At 61.6% G+C, this 20,510-nt stretch carries 20 protein-coding genes and 1 pseudogene; 8 read left to right on the top strand and 13 right to left on the bottom strand.

The genetic code is table 11. The features are described 5' to 3' along the window. Positions 1 to 5 precede the first annotated feature (5 nt). The 3 genes from ABX74_RS13900 to ABX74_RS13910 are packed head-to-tail and all read right to left on the bottom strand — an operon-like array spanning position 6 to position 3,472. A complete protein-coding gene (locus tag ABX74_RS13900) occupies positions 6 to 1,208 on the bottom strand; it encodes an MFS transporter (protein ID WP_047889025.1) in 1,203 nt (400 codons plus the stop codon). Positions 1,209 to 1,211: 3 nt separating this feature from the next. After that, entirely contained in the window at positions 1,212 to 2,240 is a 1,029-nt protein-coding gene (locus tag ABX74_RS13905) for a 3-oxoacyl-ACP synthase III family protein (protein WP_020971052.1), read from the bottom strand. After that, complete coding sequence (locus tag ABX74_RS13910) at positions 2,237 to 3,472, bottom strand: sedoheptulose 7-phosphate cyclase (RefSeq protein WP_047889026.1); 1,236 nt, start codon at positions 3,470 to 3,472, stop codon at positions 2,237 to 2,239. Before ABX74_RS13910 ends, ABX74_RS13905 begins: the two co-directional genes overlap by 4 nt. Before the next feature lie 176 nt (positions 3,473 to 3,648). Here ABX74_RS13910 and ABX74_RS13915 point away from each other — a divergent pair, with 176 nt between their 5' ends. Continuing rightward, entirely contained in the window at positions 3,649 to 4,263 is a 615-nt protein-coding gene (locus ABX74_RS13915) for a TetR/AcrR family transcriptional regulator (protein WP_020909395.1), read from the top strand. 93 nt (positions 4,264 to 4,356) lie between these two features. Here the strand turns inward: ABX74_RS13915 and ABX74_RS13920 are convergent, their stop codons facing one another. The 4 genes and pseudogenes from ABX74_RS13920 to ABX74_RS13935 form a co-directional block, all read right to left on the bottom strand. Next, a complete protein-coding gene (locus ABX74_RS13920; protein WP_223257906.1) occupies positions 4,357 to 4,800 on the bottom strand; it encodes a hypothetical protein in 444 nt (147 codons plus the stop codon). A 21-nt stretch (positions 4,801 to 4,821) separates the two neighbouring features. Further along, positions 4,822 to 5,490: a FadR/GntR family transcriptional regulator gene (locus tag ABX74_RS13925; protein WP_020909393.1), complete on the bottom strand. Its 669-nt coding sequence runs from the start codon at positions 5,488 to 5,490 to the stop codon at positions 4,822 to 4,824. Positions 5,491 to 5,592: 102 nt separating this feature from the next. Next, a complete protein-coding gene (locus ABX74_RS13930) occupies positions 5,593 to 6,801 on the bottom strand; it encodes an MFS transporter (RefSeq protein WP_047889075.1) in 1,209 nt (402 codons plus the stop codon). A 121-nt stretch (positions 6,802 to 6,922) separates the two neighbouring features. After that, a pseudogene (locus ABX74_RS13935) lies at positions 6,923 to 7,898 on the bottom strand (helix-turn-helix transcriptional regulator). A gap of 102 nt (positions 7,899 to 8,000) precedes the next feature. Between ABX74_RS13935 and ABX74_RS13940 the strand changes: the two are divergent. Beyond that, positions 8,001 to 8,468, top strand: a complete 468-nt coding sequence (locus tag ABX74_RS13940; RefSeq protein ID WP_047889027.1) for a VOC family protein — start codon at positions 8,001 to 8,003, stop codon at positions 8,466 to 8,468. Positions 8,469 to 8,852: 384 nt separating this feature from the next. On the opposite strand, the gene aztD is transcribed toward ABX74_RS13940, so the two are convergent. Continuing rightward, positions 8,853 to 10,100, bottom strand: coding sequence for a zinc metallochaperone AztD (gene aztD / locus ABX74_RS13945; RefSeq protein WP_020909389.1), 1,248 nt, complete (start codon positions 10,098 to 10,100; stop codon positions 8,853 to 8,855). Between the two features lie 247 nt (positions 10,101 to 10,347). Between aztD and ABX74_RS13950 the strand changes: the two genes are divergently transcribed. Then, positions 10,348 to 11,076, top strand: coding sequence for an alpha/beta fold hydrolase (locus ABX74_RS13950; protein WP_189637335.1), 729 nt, complete (start codon positions 10,348 to 10,350; stop codon positions 11,074 to 11,076). Between the two features lie 63 nt (positions 11,077 to 11,139). Here the strand turns inward: ABX74_RS13950 and ABX74_RS13955 are convergent, their stop codons facing one another. Both ABX74_RS13955 and ABX74_RS13960 read right to left on the bottom strand, forming a co-directional pair. After that, positions 11,140 to 12,768: a 4-hydroxyphenylacetate 3-hydroxylase family protein gene (locus ABX74_RS13955; protein WP_020971036.1), complete on the bottom strand. Its 1,629-nt coding sequence runs from the start codon at positions 12,766 to 12,768 to the stop codon at positions 11,140 to 11,142. Between the two features lie 11 nt (positions 12,769 to 12,779). Next, complete coding sequence (locus ABX74_RS13960; RefSeq protein ID WP_019745631.1) at positions 12,780 to 13,349, bottom strand: flavin reductase family protein; 570 nt, start codon at positions 13,347 to 13,349, stop codon at positions 12,780 to 12,782. Between the two features lie 275 nt (positions 13,350 to 13,624). Between ABX74_RS13960 and ABX74_RS13965 the strand changes: the two genes are divergently transcribed. After that, a complete protein-coding gene (locus tag ABX74_RS13965) occupies positions 13,625 to 14,563 on the top strand; it encodes an AraC family transcriptional regulator (RefSeq protein ID WP_047889028.1) in 939 nt (312 codons plus the stop codon). On the opposite strand, the gene ABX74_RS13970 is transcribed toward ABX74_RS13965, so the two are convergent. After that, complete coding sequence (locus ABX74_RS13970; RefSeq protein WP_020971034.1) at positions 14,560 to 15,330, bottom strand: IclR family transcriptional regulator; 771 nt, start codon at positions 15,328 to 15,330, stop codon at positions 14,560 to 14,562. The two genes, ABX74_RS13965 and ABX74_RS13970, sit on opposite strands and share 4 nt — an antisense overlap. Before the next feature lie 198 nt (positions 15,331 to 15,528). On the opposite strand from ABX74_RS13970, the gene catA reads away from it, so the two are divergent. The 3 genes from catA to catC are packed head-to-tail and all read left to right on the top strand — an operon-like array spanning position 15,529 to position 17,814. Beyond that, positions 15,529 to 16,368, top strand: coding sequence for a catechol 1,2-dioxygenase (gene catA / locus ABX74_RS13975; RefSeq protein ID WP_047889029.1), 840 nt, complete (start codon positions 15,529 to 15,531; stop codon positions 16,366 to 16,368). Between the two features lie 29 nt (positions 16,369 to 16,397). After that, a complete protein-coding gene (locus ABX74_RS13980; protein ID WP_019745627.1) occupies positions 16,398 to 17,519 on the top strand; it encodes a muconate/chloromuconate family cycloisomerase in 1,122 nt (373 codons plus the stop codon). Between the two features lie 13 nt (positions 17,520 to 17,532). Continuing rightward, complete coding sequence (catC, locus tag ABX74_RS13985; protein ID WP_047889030.1) at positions 17,533 to 17,814, top strand: muconolactone Delta-isomerase; 282 nt, start codon at positions 17,533 to 17,535, stop codon at positions 17,812 to 17,814. Between the two features lie 20 nt (positions 17,815 to 17,834). On the opposite strand, the gene ABX74_RS13990 is transcribed toward catC, so the two are convergent. Then, on the bottom strand, positions 17,835 to 18,464 hold the full coding sequence (locus ABX74_RS13990; protein ID WP_047889031.1) for a response regulator: 630 nt from the start codon (positions 18,462 to 18,464) through the stop codon (positions 17,835 to 17,837). Then, positions 18,461 to 19,630 (bottom strand): sensor histidine kinase, encoded by a 1,170-nt coding sequence (locus ABX74_RS13995; RefSeq protein ID WP_020971031.1) that lies wholly within the window; start codon positions 19,628 to 19,630, stop codon positions 18,461 to 18,463. Before ABX74_RS13995 ends, ABX74_RS13990 begins: the two co-directional genes overlap by 4 nt. A 184-nt stretch (positions 19,631 to 19,814) precedes the next feature. Here ABX74_RS13995 and ABX74_RS14000 point away from each other — a divergent pair, with 184 nt between their 5' ends. Further along, positions 19,815 to 20,405, top strand: coding sequence for a GlcG/HbpS family heme-binding protein (locus ABX74_RS14000; RefSeq protein ID WP_042953101.1), 591 nt, complete (start codon positions 19,815 to 19,817; stop codon positions 20,403 to 20,405). Positions 20,406 to 20,510: the final 105 nt, after the last annotated feature.

Below are 20,510 nucleotides of genomic sequence, written 5' to 3' on the forward strand. Positions count from 1 at the left end.
GGCTTTCACGTCACGCTCCGAGCAGTGCGCCGACTGACGAACAGCAGCAGTACTGCGCCCGCCGCGAGGACTGCCCCGATAGCAGGCAGGACTGCAACGCTGTTGCCGCCGGACAGAGCGATCGAGCCGATCCACGCGCCGGCAGCATTCGCAAGTTGGAATCCTGCAATGTTGACCGTGGCAGCAAGGTGCGGGGCTTCGCTTGCAGCACCGATGAGTTTCGAGGCGAGCGGCGGAATAATGGAAAAACCGGTAGCACCGAGTACGAACATCCAGGCGAAGGCAAACCAAGACGTTCCGCCGAAGACGAAGAGAGCGAGAAGTGCCAACGCGAGCGCGGTCAACGCGATGTACAGCGTTTTGTTCAGGTCCTTGTCTGCGTAGTAACCACCGAGTTGATTGCCGACAACAGACCCGACGCCGAATACGAACAACACCACCGTCACCGTCGACACCGAGATGCCGGCATGCTCGGTGAGATACGGCGAGATGTAGGTGAACACCACGAAAAGCGCTGCCTGACTGAGAGCGGTCAGCCCGATCGCCCACAGAACTGGGCCCCGGGTGAACACCCGTAGCTCTGAGCTGACGTTGCCGGTCTGGTGCGAGGGAGCGGCGTTGCGCGTCGAGGCGATCAGCGCAGCGGTGACCAGCAGTTGGAAAACGGCGATGATCGCAAAAGACCAGCGCCAACCCAGTTGTGTACCGATGAGAGTTCCCAAGGGGACGCCGAGGACCGTCGCCAGGTTCAGTCCGAGGGTGACGCGGGCGATCACACGCCCTTGGAATTCAGGCGCCACCAACGACGTCGCCAGCACCAGGCACAGAGCGAAGAACGTCGCGTGTGGCAGAGCAGTGATGATCCGAAATATCACCATGGTTGCGAAGTTCGGTGCCAGCGCAGTTCCGATGTTGCCGATGACGAAGAGAGCCATCAGAGCCGCGATGAGAGGTGTCCGCGGCACCCTGGTGGTAGCGATCGTCAGTAGAGGGCCACCGATGACCACTGTGACGGCATAGATGGTGACGAGCAGTCCGGCTGTGGAGGTGCTGACCCCGAGGTCGGTGGAGATGTCCGGAAGTACGCCGGCCACAAGGTATTCGACAGTGCCGACGCCGAACACTGCCAGGAGCATCCAGATTATTGCGGCATTCGCGTTGGTAGAGCGAGCCGTTGTCGTCAATTCGTGCGGAGTTTCGACCACCATGGCCTATCCCTTCTCGTATCCGGTGTATTCGACGACTGCGCATCCCCATGTGAACCCGACGCCGATGCCGGTGAGCATGATCCGGTCTCCAGGGTGCAGGGCCTTGCTGCGGCGGAGCAGGTCGAGGCCCAGTAGTGGGTCGGCAGCACCGGTGTGGCCGATGGTTCTGCCGAGTTCGACCAAGGTCTGCTCGGCGCGGATCTTCAGCGGCTCGAAACATTGTTTGCGGAGTAGGACGTTGCCGAAATTCGGTACGATCCAGGTGGCGATGTCACCGTGATGAGTGGCGGCATCACCCAAAGCTGTTTCAGCGCATCGAGACAGAGCGGCCGCGTTGCGTGACCAGAACTCGTCGATGGAGTGAGTCTCGGTGAAGCCCCCCACCCGTGCTCGGAGATCGATCGGGTCGGCGGTGCCGTAGACAGGCATGCTTGTGCGCTCGTGCCCGCGGTGCATCTGCTCGAGGTGTGCATCAGTGACTACGGAAGTCGAAAGAATACGAAAGGGACCCGGATCCGGGCCGATGACAGCAGCGGCCGCGCCGTCTCCGTAGGCGAGACCGCTGTCGGAATTCCACCGGTCGAACAGGGGGAGACGCCAAGCGTCGGATGCAGTTACCAGGCCTTTGCCGTGTCCGTCGAACCAGCGGCCGATCAGTTCGATTCCGACGATTGCTCCGGCGCAGGCTGTTCGGATCTCGATCGGCAGGCAGTCGTCGATGCCAAGTTCGTTCTGAATGTAGGCGCCGCAGTTCCACGCCTCCAGGCCGTTGTGCAGAACCACTGCATGCACGAGTAGGTCGATTTCGTTGCTGCTGATTCCGCTGTCGGCCAACGCAGCTCTGCCTGCGAAGACTGCCATCTCCGGCGCGGATTCGCCGATATCAGGGTCCGACACTGCAACCGAAGTCTGTCCGGTCTTCTGCTGTTCGACGGGATCGAACCGTCCTTCGGTCACCATGTCGGAGGCTTGTTCCCGCCTGTCCGGTAGGTATGAGCCGAAGCCTTCGATGTAGAGGCCGCCCCACCTCATGACGCGACCTTCGTCACCGACGTCTCACGGACGCGTAGCTCGTCGCTCTTCCTGTTCAAAAGGGCGGAGGCAGAGTTGATTCCGTCGATCGTGACATCATTGACGAAGTGGTGTCCACCGATCCCGACCGGCAAAGGCAGCCGTTGCCGCCCGTCCCGATGACGCACTGTGTCGGCCAATGCGGCGCCGAGGACGCCCGGTGTGGACAAGACGTCGTTCCAGGTGGGAAGGCCGAGGCGCCTCATTACAGTCAGGACGCGATCAAGTTCAGCTTCACTGATACTTCCCCGCAAATAACCCAGTGCAGACGTCAATGCCATGTCGACAGCTACGGCTTCACCGTGCAGAAGTTCCGGTAGTGCTTCCATCTCGAGCGTGGGCGAGAATGTGTGGCCGTAGTCGACGCAGCGTTCGAGGCAGGATTCCCACAGATTGGGCTGCAGTTCCTCGAGCATCAGGTGGATCGACTCGGCGATGACTTGTGTTGCTGCTGTGTCGAGTTCGTCGGAAGAGCCCTGAAACCTGTCATCGATCAATCGTTCCCCGAAGATTTCCAGCAGTTCGAAGAGGTCGAAGGATTTGATCAAGGCCATCTTGAGTATCTCGGCAAGGCCGTTGGACAAGTGTCGGTTGTCGAGGGTACGCAGGAATGCTCGGTCGACAAAAGTTGCCAGGGCCGGTGCATACGTCCCCAGTCGATTCTTGCCCATGCCGTAGTTGACTCCGGTCTTGACGCCGACCCCGGCGTCGACGAGGCCGATCAGTGTGGTGGGGACCCGGATGTACGGCGTTCCGCGGCGGTAGACGCTCGCGGCGAAACCGACAATGTCGAGTAGAACACCCCCGCCGATCGCGATTACCGGCTCCCTGCGTCGGTCGATGCCGAATCCGTTCATCGCGTCGACCACCCGCACCGCAGAACCCCACTCTTTGACCGTCTCGTCGGCTCGCATCGGTACGAAGGATGCTCGTATTCCGTGGTGTTCGAAGTAGCCTCGAATTCTATCCCCGTGAATTCGGTCGACGTTCGCGTCGATGATGATCAAGCGTCGGTCTCCGCGGTGTAGCGACGCTGCGCTGCACCCGTCGAGTAGTCGAGTGCTGTCCTTGGCGAACAGATTTCGTGCGGCAATCACGTGATACTCGACCTGTTTGACCGCTTCGACCTTCCATGTCGAATCGGTGGCCGCGCTGTGGCTGAGACCCAGTTTGAATGAAGCGGCACTACGCATGTCGATCCCCCTAGACGGTGTGAAAGAGCGTTCGCGAGCTGTGTCAGCAGTACGGCGGTACTTCAGTGAACGAAATGAACTTTCGAGGAGAACAGTAGGACATTCGCATAGTGATCGCTACAAGAGTAGAATAGATCACATTTGGATCGGTAGATGCTGCGGAATTGGGAGGTTGCATGGCCGGGGTGCCGGGACAAGGGCGGAAGTTCGACGTAGACGCGGCCTTGGACAAGGCGATGTATGCCTTCTGGGAGCACGGCTACGAGGGGACATCCGTTGCCATGTTGACTGCTGCGATGCAGATAAATCCACCGAGTCTCTACAGTGCTTTCGGCGGCAAGGAAGGAGTGTTCTTTGCCGCCGTCGATCACTACAACGCGACTCGCGGCGACTTCATGGACCGGGCGTTCGCCGAAGAGCGCGAGGCATCCGAATTGATTCGCCGCCTCTTGAACGACGCGGCGTCCCATTACACCGACGAGTCTTGTCCGGGTGGTTGTCTGATCATCAGCGCGGCGGTCAGCGTGACCGACGCCAACAGTCACATAGCAAACCGATTGCGCGACATGCGAAATGCCAACGTGGTGTTGCTGTCGCAGAGGATCGCAGCCGATATCGCCAACGGACTCATGCCCGCTGACTCCGATCCCGAGGACCTTGCCGAGTTCATCGGTGTAGTCATCCAAGGCATGTCTCAGCGCGCCCGAGACGGTGCAACACAGAGGCAATTGGAACTCGTAGCGAACAGGTCTTTCGACTCGCTGAACTTCTCGAAAGACCTCATCGGCTGAACAGATTTCAGTTGACGGTCGGGGGTCGAGCTGGATTGGGCGATGGAGAGCATCGAGGTCGGTCCTAGTGACCTTCTATCCCAATGTAATTCGTCACTGACCGTGATGGCTGTCGGTTCGTTGGAGGAAGGGGCGGGGCCAGGCGCCGAGTGCGAGAACGGCGAGGATCGTCTGGGCCAATCCAGTGGTGAAGAAGATGCCTTGCAGCGGCGACCAGACGAGGATCATGGCGATTTCGACGAAGATCCAGATCATCATCGTCAGGCCGGCGGCGGCGTGCAGGCCCCATGCCAGGCGGAACCTGTTGTGCTGAGCGAAGAGTGCGACGGCTTGGATGCCTCCGACGACGACGCCGAGGAGGATTCCGGGCCAGAAGTATGAAGGGAAGACGGTTCCCTCGATCCACTCCGGAGGCAGGCCCATCCCGCCGCCGATCGTCAGGCCCGCCATTCCTACGAGCGCAGATAGCAGGTTGAGCCACGCGATGGCGGACAGACCGATCCGGAGACCCCGTGGAGGGAGCGATGTGGACGTCATGCCTGACAACGATAGAGAGGGTCAGTCGAGCCCGTCCATGTTCCTGCGCGTTGCCGCGCTGGCAGCGTCGGCATCACCCGCGACGATTGCTTCCACCAGATCTCGGTGGGCAGCGGCTTCGTCGTCGATGGATTGGGGGTTTCGTGCCGTGACGTCGGTGATCACGTCCAGGGCCGAGTTGCGGAGCGTTTCGATGAATGAATCGAACACCATCGACAACACGCTGTTGTGCGCAGCATTCACCACGGCGCGATGTAGTTCCATGTCAGCGTCGACAAATTCTGTTGGTGTCGAAGCATTTTCACGGGCTTCGAGTGCTGCCCGTAACAGGTCGACGTCGGCAGAGGTCCGACGCATGGCAGCCAGGCGGCCAGCTTCCACTTCCAGAAGTCGGCGTACTTCGTAGACTTCGCGGCGGTCCGAGCGTTTGAGTTCTCGCTCGAGTTCTGTGACCGGAGTCGAGGACATGACGTAGGTGCCGGATCCTTGATGAGAGTAGAGCTGTCCTGACGCGATCAGTGCACGCACGGCTTCCCTGCCGGTCGAACGCCCGACTCCGAGGAGCGTGCTCAGATCCTGCTCGTTCGGGATTTTCGTCCCGACCGGCCATTCGCCGTCGCCGATGAGGCGCGCAAGTTCGTCTGCGGCTTTCTGTACCAGTGACTGCTGCTTGACCTGGCGCACTGCCATGTGTCTGCTCCTGACTGACTCGGTGAACCGCCGTGGAGCGGCCCACCGAGTGACACTTCATGTCCTCCGATGAATCTTCAGACTACGGTGCAGTCTGTCGGGTTATCGAAGGGCGATGACGTCGAGTTCGCGCTCCGTCTCGTCTTCCGGGTCGAGGCGTCGATCGCGCAAGGTGAATGCGATGACGGCTCCGACCAACAGCACTGCAGTTGTCGCCCCGATCGCCATGCGCGGTCCGAAGTGATCTGCCAGGTAACCGAACAGCGGAGAGGCGATGCCTCCCACTGACATTGCGAGTCCGAGTGTCACCCCACTTGCCGTGCCGGGGCGGTTCGGTAGGTAGTCCTGCGCCAACGTCACCTGTGGCGCGAAGGGCAAGAACATCGCGAATCCGAGACACACGATTCCAAGTTCGGCAATTACCACGTTCGGAGCCGCGGCGAGCAATGCCAGTGATGGTACGGCAAGCAGGTAACCGAGTCGGATGGATGCACGTCGACCACGACGGTCCGCGAGGACTCCGCCCAGTAGCGTGCCGGCCGCGCCCGCCAAGGTGAAGGAGGACAACACGATTGCTGCACTCGAGGACGATCCGTTCAGTCCGTTGAGTACGTACGGTGAGACCAACGACAGCGTGGTCACATATGGAATTGACCAACACACCGTTACCAGCACGAGTCGGGTGAACGAGCGCCAATCATCTGACACGGGACCGTTCGCTGCTAGCTGCGAACTCAACGACTGGGCTGATTCGGCGTCCGTGCCCGTGCCGGCCGATCGTGATTGGGCGACGATCCACCAAATAGCCGCTACCACTGCAGGAACTGCGAGCAGGTAGCCGCCGGACAATCCGAGCGAACCGACCACGAGCGTGACGAACGGTGGCGCCAGTGAGGCTCCCAACGTGCCGCCCACGGAGAACACGCTCATGGCCTTCTGCGAGTGACCTCCAGCTGCGCGTGCCAAATTTGTGGCGGGCGGATGGTATGCGGCAATGCCGATGCCGGCCAAAGCAATTGCCAGCCAAGTGACGATGTAGGTGGTGCTCATCGCGGCCACGACAATTCCCGTTGCGGCCGTCACAAAACCTGTGGGTACCAGCCAATTCCGGCTCTTTCGATCGACCAGCATGCCGAATGCGGGTTGCACGACACTGGATAGTCCGGTCGCGGCGAGCGTGATTCCGGCAACCGCGGAGTAGGAATATCCGCGTTCCAGCATCATGAACGGCAACAGTGCAGGCACAGCCCCCTGGTACAGATCGTTCACGACGTGTGTGCCGGTGAGAAACGCAACTTGCCCCTTCTTCATCTCCTTGGGCATCCCTTCGTTCAGGTCTTCAAGTCCTCAGGTCCTCTGAGGACTTGAAACCTACATGAACCCACGGACGCACGGTTGTGTTGGAGACCTGGATCTCATTCACGACGACTGCCTAACTCGCAGCAGTCGCGGCATTGCGGGCGGCGAGTTGTGCGAAAGCGTGGGTCAGTTCTGCCGGGCCGACGACATCGATGTCGGTGTCGAATCGGTTGAAGGAGGCTGCCAGCGCCGTCCAGGACCATGATCCGGCTTCGAGGCTGCACTGGTCGGGGCCAAGATCTTCGACGGCGCCGTCCTCGACAAAGGGAAGAACATAACTGGCTGGTCGATGGAGAACGACCTTGCCGTGGCACGGCCATTTGTTGATATGTTCCGATCCATTGAAGCGTGCGGCCACGTATTCGCTCACGTCACCGCCGGGGATCCCCTTCGGTGTGAACCGCGGGCCGTTCGGGGTGCGTGGAGTGATGCGATCGGCGCGGAAGATTCGCCAGTCGTCTCGCTCGAGATCCCACGCGACGAGGTACCAGCGACGCTTGGAGGTCACCAGATGATGTGGCTCCACGCGGCGTGGGGGTGTTATTTCGATGTTGTCGGTTGAGCGGCCGTTCGAGTAGTCGAAGCGGAGCACCTCGCGAGCGCGCACCGCTGCGGAAATCGCTACGAGCACCTCAGGGGACACCGAGTCTGCGTCGCTGGAATCGGTCGAAATCGTGGTGAACGTGAGTGCGTCGAGGCGATGGCGCAGACGCGACGGCATCACTTGCCGCAAGGTGGTCAGCGCACGCACTGCGTCCTCTTCGATGCCGACGCCGGTCAGCGTCGCCGCCTGCAGAGCGACTGCCAAGGCGATGACCTGATCGTCGTCGAACAGCAGGGGTGGTAGCCTCGCTGCCGGCGTCGAGTCGGTATCCGCCGTCCGGGCCCATGGTCGCCGCAATGCTGTAACCCATCTCCCGGAGCCGGTCGATGTCGCGGCGGACCGTGCGGTGGCTGATGTCGAGCCGCTCGGCGAGTAGAGCGCCCGGCCAGTCGCGCCTCGTCTGCAAGAGGGACAGCAGATTCAAGAGCCGAGTGGTGGTCGCCATGTCGTGAGACTACGACGAGTCTAGGACGAAAACAGTCCTATACGGCTGTGAGAGTCGACGTTGTCAGGGAAAACCCGGGCGACGTTCGTACTAGGAGCAGACATGAGCATCAAGACAACGACCCACCTCAACTTCCGCGGAGACGCCCGCGCGGCTCTGGAGTTCTACCAGTCCGTCTTCGGTGGCCAGGTCACGATCGCAACCTACGGCGACTTCGGAATGCCCAAGGATGTGCCTGGCGCTGAGAACATTGTGTTCGGCCAAGTCGAAACCGCGGACGGCTTCAGCGTGATGGCGTACGACATCCCAGGACAGTCGGGCGGTTCGACCGCCAATGCCGGCACGACGCACCGCGAGAACGGCACCACGATCACCGACCAACCGTTCTTCGTCTCGGTTCGCGGTGAATCGCTCGAAGAGGTGCAGGGTTACTGGGCCAAACTCTCTGTCGGTGGATCCATCATCGAGGGTCTTGCCGCGGCGGCGTGGAGCCCCGGATTCGGCATGCTCACCGATGCGTTCGGGGTGACGTGGATCCTCGACGTCGCTGCCGGCGAAAAGCCGGCCTGATCATTCAGACGACAAAGCCGCTGGCACCGAAAGGTGTCCAGCGGCTCCAGCGCGTCGGTGCCCGTCTTGCGCCTCTCGGCAAGTGGCCACTCGAAGTGGCAATTCTGGGGTGGTACCCGGGGCAAAGAATCGAACACCGACACCCTCTACAACGAACTTCTACGCAGAGTTATTCCACGCTGACTTGTATCGCTGTCAGTCGTGGCCGTGCCCACCGCTCAGCTTCGGCAGAGCCGGGCGACAACGGCTTCGATTGTCTGAGGTGCGCGTCGTAGCACCTCGAGGACTGCCTAAGTGTCGAGATGCCCTGGTCAGTAGGCGAAGCACGAGAACGGCTCAGGCCCCCATCTCGGTGTGAGATGGGGGCCGACGTGAGAGTCGGAATCAGCCAGTGACGCCGGTCAATTCGTTCGGGGCGTGATCGAGGGTGGTCTCGGTCAGGATGCTGCCGTCCTCGAGGTCGACGGCGATCAGCTTCTTCGACGTGGGATCGGTGACGTACGCGGTGTGGTCTTCCACGAAGAGTGCCGGCCTGGGCTCTTGCCACTTGGTGGGCTCGGTCCATGCGTCGATGACGGCGATCTTCTTGGTGACGACGCCGGTGTTCGGGTCGATGACGTGGATGGCGCCGTCGGTGCCGAGCACCAGTGCCTCTCCGTGCGGTCCGCGGCCGAGTGAGCGGAAGGTGTAGCTGGTGCCGAGGTCGACGAGCTTGAGTTCGGACGTCGTCGTGTTGGTCAGCGAGACCCGTTGCGGACGTTCGAGTTCGGCGTCCTTGTCAGTCTTGTAGTCACCCAGGACGATGTCCGACTCCTCCGAACCTGCTTGATTTCCGATGCGGCCGTATGCATCCGGACTCTGGACCTTGGTGATCGCTCCGTTCTTGTACACGAGCAACCCGTCCTGGCAGCCCAGCACGATGGCTTCGCCGGCAGCGGCTGCTTCGCCGTGGACACCGGGGCACTGTTCGTTGCGCAGGATTTCCTTGCGGTCGGCATCGAGGATGGCAATGCCGTTGCGGGACTCCGAATTTCCGATGGTCGTCAACAGGCTGCCGTCGGCAAGTGCGACCGCAACGCCGTGATGGGGTTCTGGCGTGGTGTACGTCTCGACGCGGGGTTGGCGTTTTGCCAACTGTGCCGGATCGAAGATCTCGACGAGTCCCGAGCCGTCGTTGAAGAGAACGGTTTTTCCGGCATGGCGTACAACGTGTCCGGGTTCGTTGGCTGCGAACTCGACCTCGGACATCGCGGGATCGGCTGTGTAGTAGTGGGAATGGTCGCCGTGGGCCGAGGACCACGTGCCGGTGTCGAGCACCTTGAACGCCTCACCCGACGAGATCATGACGTGGCGACCGTCGCCGGCCGGGTTGAGTCGCGTGAAGCCGTCGATCTTGGTCTCGCCGACCACGTCGAGCGACGTTGCATCCAGCACCAGGACGCCACCGTCGTACGAGACTGCGAGACGCGGTGTTGCCGAGGCTTGTTCGGTGGGTGCGGACGCGGTTGTCGTGGTGGTCTCCGACGGGGCCGAGTCCTTGTTGTCGGACGAGCAGCCCGTGACGAGGGCGAGTGAGAGGCCAACTGATGTGGCAAGGGTGAGGCGCCGCGACATGCGGGTGTTGAGGTGCATGGCTATAGATCTACTGCTTAATGTAAATGATTGTCAAAGTCGAGTATGCGAATGTTCGCATGCCAGGGCAGTCGTCACGGGATCAGGAATGTACTGGAGATCGCCTGGCGTGCGCCGAATATCCGGTGCTGGTGCGTTCACTTTGGGTATAGCGCTAGTTCAACTAGGCATTAGTGCACCGATGTCGGCAGGAACATGCTGTAGATCACATCGGTCGATCGAAAGCTGGAGAGCAATGGCGCAGTTCATGTTGATTCATGGCGCAGGACACGGAGCCTGGTGCTGGGACTATGTGGTCGAGGCGCTGGAGAGACGTGGGCACACGGCTCTGGCTACCGATCAACCGGGCTTGGGTCGAGACACGACGGAAGCTGAAGAAATAACTTGGGAATCAACGCTTTCCAAGCTGTCGGCTGAGCTGGTTCAACTGCCTGGGGACGTGATACTTGTCGGCCACTCGATGGGCGGAACACTGACGGCACAACTGACGGAAATGCATCCGACGCGTGTTGCTGCTGCCGTCTACCTGGCCGCAACCCTGCCTGGGGACGGGGAATCCTGCCTGAGTAGTTCGCAAGAGGACAGTAGCGCTGCGCGGTTGTTCTTCGCCTGCGATGAACTCGGGATCGACCCTGAGGTTGCCTTGAAGTTGTACCCGATGCTCTTGTTCGGGGACTGCGCCGACGAGGTGGCGCGAGAATCGATGTCAAACCTTCGCCCGCAACCGATGAGTGTTTTCAGTGGTTCGGTGTCGCTGACGCCGGAACGGGAAGGGTCTGTGTCTCGCTACTACATTGAAACCCTTCGCGATCTTGTCATCACTCCTGCACATCAACGTGAGATGGTCTCCCGGCGCTCCTGTGAGAGGGTGTTTACCTTGACGACGGGGCATTCCCCCATGCTCGCGGCACCTGAGGACGTTGCCGATATCCTCGACGAAATCGCCCGAGGTCTGCCGAATTCAACTCGTTCCTGAGATCCTGACCCGGTCGAGTAGGGCGGACTCGACATCGCGAGTCCGCCCTACCTGCCGAGGGGGTTACCGGTTCTTGAAGAACGAGACGTCGTCGTTGCCGATGAGGTCAGGGACCGTCCAGCCGTCGAGGTCGTATTCACTCAGGCACTGCTCGGCCAGTCCCTTCATGGAACTTGCGTGTCCACGATTCTGGGCTGCGAACAGCAGTTCCGCCTTGACGTTTTCGTGATTGCCGGAGTAGTTGCGCTCGTAGAGCTCGTGGCGCCCGCCGAACTCCGTACCGATCGAATCCCACAGCGCCTTCATGACTTTCACGCGGTCTACGGCGGTGATGCCGTCCGAACCACGAACGTACTTGTCGAGGTACGGACGCACGTCCGGGCTCTTGAAGTCGAGTGAACTCGAAGGCAGGTAGATCAGGCCCGACGCGACGTCCTGTTCGATGATCTCCTTGATCCGCGGGTACCCCTGGATCATGAACATTCGATAGGTGAGGCCGTACTCGAGCTTCGGTATCACCGAATCGCCGACCCACTGTTCGGGATCGCGTGCCATCGATTCGGTCAACGACCAGAAGAGGTTTCGCCACCCGATTACTTCGCCGACACGGGTTTGGACTCCGCGGAAGCCGCCGGCGCCGGTGGCTTCGAGTGCTTTCATCAACAGTCCGGCGATGAAGTCGAGCTTGACGGCCAGGCGAGTGCAGCCCTGAAAGGTGAAGCGCGGCAGGAAACCCGATTGAGGGAAGAATGCGTTGATCCGGTCGACGTCGCCGTACATGAAGACGTTCTCCCATGGAACCAACACCTTGTCGAAGACGAAGATGGTGTCGTTCTCGTCCATGCGGCTCGACAGCGGGTAATCGAACGGACTGCCCATCACCGCAGCATGTTCGGTGTACGAGGTGCGGCAGATCAGCTTCACACCCGGAGCGTCCATCGGTACCGTGCAGATCAAGGCGAACTGCTTCTTCTTGATCGGCAGACCGTAGTGAGCGATGAAGTTGTAGTTCGTGATCGCCGATCCGGTGGCGACCACCTTGGCTCCGCTGACGATCAAACCGGCGTCGGTTTCCTTCTCCACCTTCATGAAGACGTCGCCGACTTCGTCAGGTGGAAGTTGGCGATCCACCGGGGGATTGATGATCGCGTGGTTCCAGTACAGAACCTTCTCCTGCGATTCGCGGTACCAGCGCTCGGCGTTGTCCTGGAACGGTGCGTACAACTCCTTGTTGGCGTGGAGGGTTCCCAGGAAACTTGCCTTGTAGTCGGGGGAGCGGCCCATCCAGCCGTAGGTCATACGTGCCCACGTCGCGATGGCGTCGCGTTCCTTGAGCAGATCAGCCGACGACGTCGGAGTGCGGAAGAACGGCATGGTGACACCGCCGTTGCCCGTGTCCGTCGGAACGGTCAAGGCGTCTACGTGCTCGCCCGTGTGCAGAGCGTCGTACAGCCTTGCGGTCATGCGGATCGGATTCCGGAAGGCGGGGTGCGTCGTGACGTCCTTGACGCGATCACCGTGAAGCCAGATCTCGCGACCGTCCTGCAGGCTCGAGATGTACTCGTCGCCCGTCATCGGCCGGGTGGCGAAGTTCTTCGTGCGGTTGGCTTCGCTGTCGGCGGCCGGATTGACCTGTGGCGCTCCGGAATCTGCGGGGTCGACGCCGGTGGGAGGAATTTCGGTGGTCGTCATGGCAAAGCCTTTCAGATCGTTTGGGGTGCGGGCTGAAGATGAATCGGGGTGAAGGAAGTGGTGGCGTCGAACCATCCGCTGTGGGGGTCGTCCTGACTGCCGTTCCAGACTGTGGTCGACGAGGTGGCGCCTAGGTCGTGAAAAGTGCTTCGGTAGAACAGAAGCGGATCCTTGCCACTCGACTGCGCATCGACGATCTCACCGATGAAGATGATGTGGTCACCGCCGTCGTACTCCTTCCACGGGACGCACGAGATAGTTGCTGCGGCGCCGTCGAGCAGGGGGGCGGTCGGTCCGTCGATCCACTTCGGTTCGGTGCGCTGCGGTCGGCCGGCAAAATGCATGGCCGTGTCCACTTGGTCGGCGGCAAGGATGTTGACGGCAAACGGCGCGTTGCCGAGGTAGCCGCACGCCTTGGACTTTCGCGTCATCGTGATCTGGCACAGGCGTGGTTCCAGGGAGATTGCCGTGAATGCGGTGACGGTGGCTCCGTGTGGTTGACCGTCGGCATTGGTACAGGTGATGACGGTGACGCCGCTCGCGAATTGGCCGAAGATGCCTCGAAGCTGATTTTGTTCCATGACCGGACCTCCTTGTCGGATGGCTGGTGAGTGAGGGTGCCGCGAAGTGCGGGAGGCGGAGGTGCTGGACGACTCGCGCCGGGAGTGAAGACGAACGTACGGCGAGCGCGGCGTTCGGTCGATCCGTACAGCGCGGTGTCTATCCGGATTGCGCACCCGATCGAAGCCTGTATCCGTTTCCTCTTGGAAGTGACCGGGGACACAGTGTTCAATGATGTTCAGCGCTCATGCTCGGCAATGTGGCTGGTCACGGGTTTGGAAGGTGAAGAAGGACGATGGTCGACTCCAAGATCGGTACAGCTCCCCGCGACTGGGACGAGGCGTGTGATGCGGTTTCGGACGCCTATTTTCCGCACACGCTCACGCCGTTGTCACGGCACGCGGCCAGCGGAGTCGGGGTGTGCACCGCCGAGTTGGGACCGCTGAGGATCGCTCATATTCGATGGGGAGCAGACGTCGCGGTCGAATCCGAGCATCCCGGTGCCTACGGGGTGAACATCCCGCTCTCGGGCGAGCTCGAGTCGGTGTTCGCGGGCTCGCACGTGCTCTCGACGGAGGGCGTTGCGACGGTGTGTCCGCCCGACATCACCACAAGAATCACGCGGTGGAGCGCGGACTGCGAAATTGTCGGAGTCCGGATGGACCGTCAGTACCTCGACCGCGAGATGGAGAAGGTACTCGGCCGGCCCGGAATGCACTTGCCTGATCAGGTGGATCTTCGGGGAGACGACGGAGCCAGATGGCTGAAATTTGTTCGCTCACTGTCGGATCAGATACTCGGCCCGGTCGGGGTGCTGCACAACGAACTGGTGGCAGCTCAGCTCTCCGGTGCCGTGGTCACGGCATTCGTCCTCGCTGCAATGCCCGAAAGTGAGGACGCGGTGCGACACGCCAGGCCACGCATCGTCAAGCGGGTGCTCGACGAGATGCACGACGACCCGGCCCGCGTGTGGACCGCAGCAGAGATGGCCGAGGTGGCGGGCGTCAGCGTACGGAGATTGCAGGAGGGATTTCGGCAGTACGTGGGCCGGAGTCCATCGGAATGCCTGCTCGACATCCGCCTCGAGCGGGTCCACGCAGATCTGGTGGATGCCGACGACTCGACGACGGTCACCGATGTCGCTGTGAGATGGGGTTTTACGCACACCGGACGATTCGCGTCGTCTTTTCGGCGTAAGTACGGTGTGTTGCCTTCCGAAGTATTGAGAAGTTAGCTCCGGTATCCCATGTCTGCGCTGAGTTGATTCGCCTTCTCGACGAGGAACGGTGCGACGTCGGTGCGGAAAGCTTCCGGGGTTGTCCTGCCTGCCGAGGTCGAACACGCTGCCACGCCGACGACGCTTCCGCCGGCGTCGCGGACGGGGGCGGCGAGGGAAATCAGGCCGTCTTCCAGTTCCTCGGACGTGAGTGCGTAACCCTGCTCACGCACCACTCGAAGTGCGGTGTGGAATGCGCCTTCGTCGGTGATCGTGGTGGGTGTGAGGGCGTCGAACGTGGAGTTCGCGATGACGTTGTCGACGATTTCGGTTGGCGCCCAGGCTAGCAGGGCGCGGCCCATGGAGGTCGCATATGCAGGCACTCTGGTACCGACGCTGACGTTGATGCTCATGATCCGGCGTACGGGTACTCGCGCGGCGTAGACCACGTCGACGCCGTCGAGGACCCCGAGCGACGCCGACTCGTGGGTGTGTTCTGCGATCTCCAACAGGCGGGGGAGCGCCGCCTCGGTCAAGGCATGTGATGCCGAGAAGTGCTGCCCGATGCTCAGAACGCGCGGGGTGAGCGACCACCGACTGTTGTTGCCGGTGACGTATCCGAGTTTCTGCAGGGTGAGGAGGATACGTCGGACCGCGGGGCGGGAGAGGCCCGTTTCGGCGGCAAGATCTGCGAGCGACGGGTTGGGGTTCTTCTCGTCGAAGGCCGTCAGCACAGCGAATCCACGCTCGATGCTCTGGATGTAATCGCGATCGTTCTCGCTCACGGAATGACCTCTCATCTGCGGGTATGCCTGATCAGTGCCCTCGAAGGTTGACAAACCTTGTGACTGGGCGCACAGTACAAGCGTACGCACAGCGTAACAGATGTACGCACAGCGTACAACCAGACTTGGGAAGCCGACTCAGCCCAGCAGTACGGCACCCACCCGGTAACAGCCACACACGGCCCCGAGGAGGACCACATGACCACTTCCGAGAGCCCCACCGCAGTAGGTTCGGGCACGGCCGCCACCGACAAGTTCCTCCAGGAACGAGTCAGCGCGGACACCCCGCCCGAGCGCGTCTCGGCCATCGCCAAGGACGTGCTCGAGGCACTTGCCGGCGTCATCGACAAGCACGGCATCACCTACCCCGAGTACCGCGTACTCAAGCAGTGGCTCATCGACATCGGCCAGTTCGGCGAGTGGCCCCTGTGGCTGGACGTCTTCCTCGAGCACAACGTCGAGGAGGTTGCGTACCGCGGCCAGCACGGCACCAAGGGAAGCATCGAGGGCCCCTACTACGTCGCCGACGCCAAGACGTTGCCATCCAAGTGTGAACTTCCGATGCGTGACAACGAGGTTGGATCGAAGCTGGTCTTCGAGGGCCAGGTTCGCGATCTCGACGGCAACGGGTTGGATGGGGCCACCGTCGAGCTGTGGCATGCGGACGACGAGGGCTACTACTCCCATTTCGCGCCGCACATCCCCGAGGGTAACCTCCGCGGAACGATCGTTGCCGATGATGAGGGGCGCTTCGAGATCACCACGATTCAGCCTGCGCCGTACCAGATCCCGACCGATGGCCCCACCGGTTGGTTCATCGAGAAGGCCGGCTGGCACCCGTGGCGTCCGGCTCACCTGCACCTCATGGTGAAGGCACCCGGCAAGCGCACGATCACTACGCAGCTCTATTTCAAGGACGGTGAGTGGATCGAGAACGACGTGGCAACTGCCACGAAGCCCGAACTGATTCTCGATCCGAAGCCGGGTGCCGATGGAATCAACCGGGTCACGTACGACTTCGTGCTCGACCCGGCCTGATCCACAACTGTTCGAAAGAAAGTGATTTGATGACAGACCTGTCGATCGTCTCCATCGAGACGACCATCCTCGACGTTCCTTTGGTCCGCCCCCACAAGTTCGCCACCACGTCGATGACGGCGCAGCCGTTATTGCTGGTCGCGATTCGCACATCCGACGGTGTTATCGGATATGGCGAAGGTGTCGTTCCGGGCGGTCCGTGGTGGGGCGGCGAATCGGTGGAGACGATGCAGGTCATCATCGAGAAGTACATCGCGCCGGTGGTGGTCGGCAGGCGTGTGGATCAGATCACCGCGATCATGGCCGACATCGAAAAAGTTGTTGCCAATGCACGATTCGCGAAGGCCGCCGTCGACGTGGCGTTGCACGACGCCTGGGCTCGTAGCCTGGGAGTCCCCGTGCACACGCTCCTCGGCGGGGCTTTCCGCGAGAGTGTCGACGTCACGTGGGCACTGGGTGCTGCGCCGGCGGACGAGATCATCGAAGAAGCTCACGAAAAGCTCGAATCACGGCTCAATTTCAGCTTCAAACTCAAAATGGGAGCACTCGATCCAGCGGTCGACGTCGCGCGCATCGTCAGCATCGCGCAGGCGCTCGACGGCCACGCCGGCGTCCGCGTCGACGTCAACGCGCGGTGGGATCGCTTCACGGCGCTGCGGTACCTGCCACAACTCGCAGACGGTGGAGTCGAACTGATCGAACAGCCCACTCCGGCAGACCAAATCGAGGTCCTCGCCGAACTCAGCAGGCTACTACCGATTCCGATCATGGCCGACGAGAGTGTGCAGACCCCACACGACGCTCTCGAAATCGCCCGCCGGAGCGCCGCCGATGTCATCGCCCTCAAGACCACCAAGTGTGGTGGCCTCCAGCGCAGCCGCGACATCGTCGCAATTGCCAAGGCCGCCGGTATCGCGTGCCACGGTGCGACGTCCATCGAAGGCCCGATCGGCACCGCCGCTTCGTTGCACTTCGCGTGCGCCGAGCCTGGAATCAACTTCGGAACAGAGCTTTTCGGCCCACTGCTCTTCAGCGAAGAGTTGCTTCAGGAACCCCTGAAGTATTCCGAGGGTCAGTTGCACCTCCCCGCCGGACCTGGACTGGGAGTCGAACTGAACATGGACGCCGTCAAGACCTGGACCAGGAACTAGAGGATAGAAGAACATGGCACTCTTTCACGTTCGAATGGACGTCTATATTCCGCGCGACCTGGATCCGGAAGTACGCGCCGATACCGTCGCAACGGAGAAGGCGTACTCGCAAGACCTTCAGCGACAGGGAAAGTGGGTGCATCTGTGGCGAATTGTGGGACAGTTCAGCAACATCAGCATCTTCGACGTCGAGTCGGCTGACGAACTCCATGAGATTCTCTGGAACCTCCCGCTGTTCCCGTACATGACCATCGAGGTCATGCCGTTGACGAAGCACGGATCTTCGATCAAGTAGAGCCTGCGCGGGCGGGCGGGTCAGCGTATTCCGTCGCGGCGCAATGCGACGGACACTGCGGCAGAGCGGGTTTCGACGCCGAGCTTGGCGTAGATGTGCCCAAGATGGGTTTTCACCGTCGCTTCGCTGATGAAGAGTGCCTTACCCAGCTCGCGGTTGGTCATCCCCTCGGCGAGCAGGCTGAGCAGTTCGGACTCACGGGCGGTGAGCGCTTCCTGCGGGCGCTGCATCTGCTGGACAAGACGAGAGGCCACAGTGGGAGAGAGAACGCTGCGCCCGGCTACCGCGCCGCGCACCGCGCCGAAGATCTCGTCGGGCGTTGAGTCCTTGAGTAGGTAACCGATGGCACCGGCGTCGACGGCCCGCACGACGTCGGCGTCGGTGTCGTACGTCGTGAAAACCAGTACGGGAACATCGACACCGTCGCTTCGCAAGCGTTTGATCGCTTCTGCACCGTGCATGCCGGTGCCCATGTCCAGATCCATCATCACCAGATCCGGTGAGGCCGACGGTATCGCCGTGGCCGCCCCCTCACCGGACGATGCTTCGCCGACTACTTCGACGTCTGGCTGAGTGTTCAGCAGCGCTTTCAGCCCGGCTCGCACGACCAGATGATCGTCGACGAGGAACACGCGAATGGTGGTGGTCACCGGATCCTCCGTTCGAGAGGGAACTGGGCCGCGACGACGGTGCCGTCTCCCGGTGCACTTTCCACGGTGAACGATCCGCCGAGCTGTGCGATGCGACTTCGCATCGCACGTAGGCCGTATCCACCGTACCGAGAATGGTCGGCGAGCTTTCCCGGATCGAAGCCGACGCCGTCGTCGAAGATGTCCACGGAGACGGAGTCGTCGAGATACGTGATCGTCACGCCCGCCGTTTCGGCGCGAGCGTGGCGGGCGATGTTGGAGGACGCGCTCGAGACCACTCGCACGATGGCATGAGCTACGTCCGAGGGCAAGATGACGGCTTCACCGACGGTGCGGATCCGAACGGTCGGGACGAACTGGCGGGCGGCGGCCACGACCAAGGCGTCGAAGTCGCCCGTACCGCCCTTGGCCGGTGCCAGATCGTGGACGAGGTCGCGACTCTGCATCAAGCTCGTTCGGATGTTCTCTGCTGCGGCATCGACATCGGCTCGAGACGGCGAACCCGTTGTATTCCAAGTTTGTTCGGCTGCCTCGAGTCGTAGAAGAGCGCTCGCCAGTCCCTGAGTAACGGTGTCGTGGATTTCGCGCGCGAGGCGCTCTCGCTCAGCGGCAACGCCGGCAGCACGTTCGGTATCTGCCAATGCAGATTGCGCTTCTGCTACCTGACGTAGAAGCCGAAGGCGTTCTCGGGCATCTCGTTCCATCTGCCCGTACGCTGCCGCGACCAGTGCCGCGGTGCACAGAGGTCCGAGCAGTGTCACCAATTCGGCACGACCGGTGACTCGGTAGAACGCGATTCCGGCGAGGACGCCCAGGATCCCGACGAGGGGGTAGGCGATCTTGCTCGGGTACAGACGAATACAGAGGAAGAGAACGGGGAACGCACACCACGCGAAACTCGGCGCAAGCCAGACCAGCGCTGCCCAGGTGCTCAGTACCGGCCACATCCACAGTCGTTGGCGAACCACATCTCGCGAAGACACCGTAGCCATCACGGCGTAGAGCAAGGCGAGGACCACGGCCAGGACGAGTACCACCCCGAACCGACCGCTGGTCCCGTGGACTGTGACGTACCGGACTCCTGACGTGGACAGCAGTACGAAGAACGACGCGTGGATCGCATATGCCAACGGGCCGCGCAGGCCGAGTTCGGCGTCGGCGTTCATGGCTCCGTTACTCATCCCTCGAATATTACGGAGGGTGCCAGGCCGTCGTATCAACCATTCGGATGATATCTGCACAACCAGACGGGGCACGGTTCGTCACCCGAGCGCCCGATGTGCGCACCCGCACTCGGACGCGACGCTGTAGTGGACGGTTTCGAACCATTCGACTGAAAGTGTGCCCGACATGAACCACCGCATTTACACACGACTTCCCCGTACGCTCGCTGTCGCCGTTCCGGTTGTCGCAATCCTTGCCAGCGCCGCGTGCTCGACCACCGACACACCGGTGGCGAACGCATCGAGCACGACGTCGATTTCTGCCACGCAGCAGCCTGCTGCGACCGGCGATTCGGCGATTGTCACTCAGAATCGACTCAGCGCCGACGCAGCAGTGAAGGCTGCTGGTGCGGCCCTGGCAAAATGCCGGGCGGACGGGCTCGGATTTGTCACCGTCTCCGTCGTCGACCGTGCGGGAAATGTCATCGCCATGGTGCGCGGCGACAACGCAGCCCAGCACACGGTGGAGGCCTCACGTGAGAAGGCGTACACCTCTGCAGCTTTCGGAGCCGACACCAGTGACCTCTCGCAGCGTACCAAAGGCGAGGGATCGACCATCGCCGACCTCCCCGGCACTCTCTTCCTTGCAGGTGGAGTCACTGTGAAGGCTGGATCCGCGTCGATCGCCGGCATCGGTGTCGGTGGTGCACCGGACGGAATGCAGGACCAAGCGTGTGCTGCAGCAGGTCGTGATGCGATCGCTTCGTCACTCGGCTGAGTGAGCGCATTCAGCGTGCTTCGTGAATTGTGCTTTTCGCCACCTGGATTCGCTCGGCACGACAGTTGTCCGATTGTTGCGATGACCTCGACTTTGTAACACCGG

The organism is Rhodococcus sp. ARP2 (assembly GCF_001029585.1).
Lineage (GTDB): Bacteria > Actinomycetota > Actinomycetes > Mycobacteriales > Mycobacteriaceae > Rhodococcus_F > Rhodococcus_F erythropolis.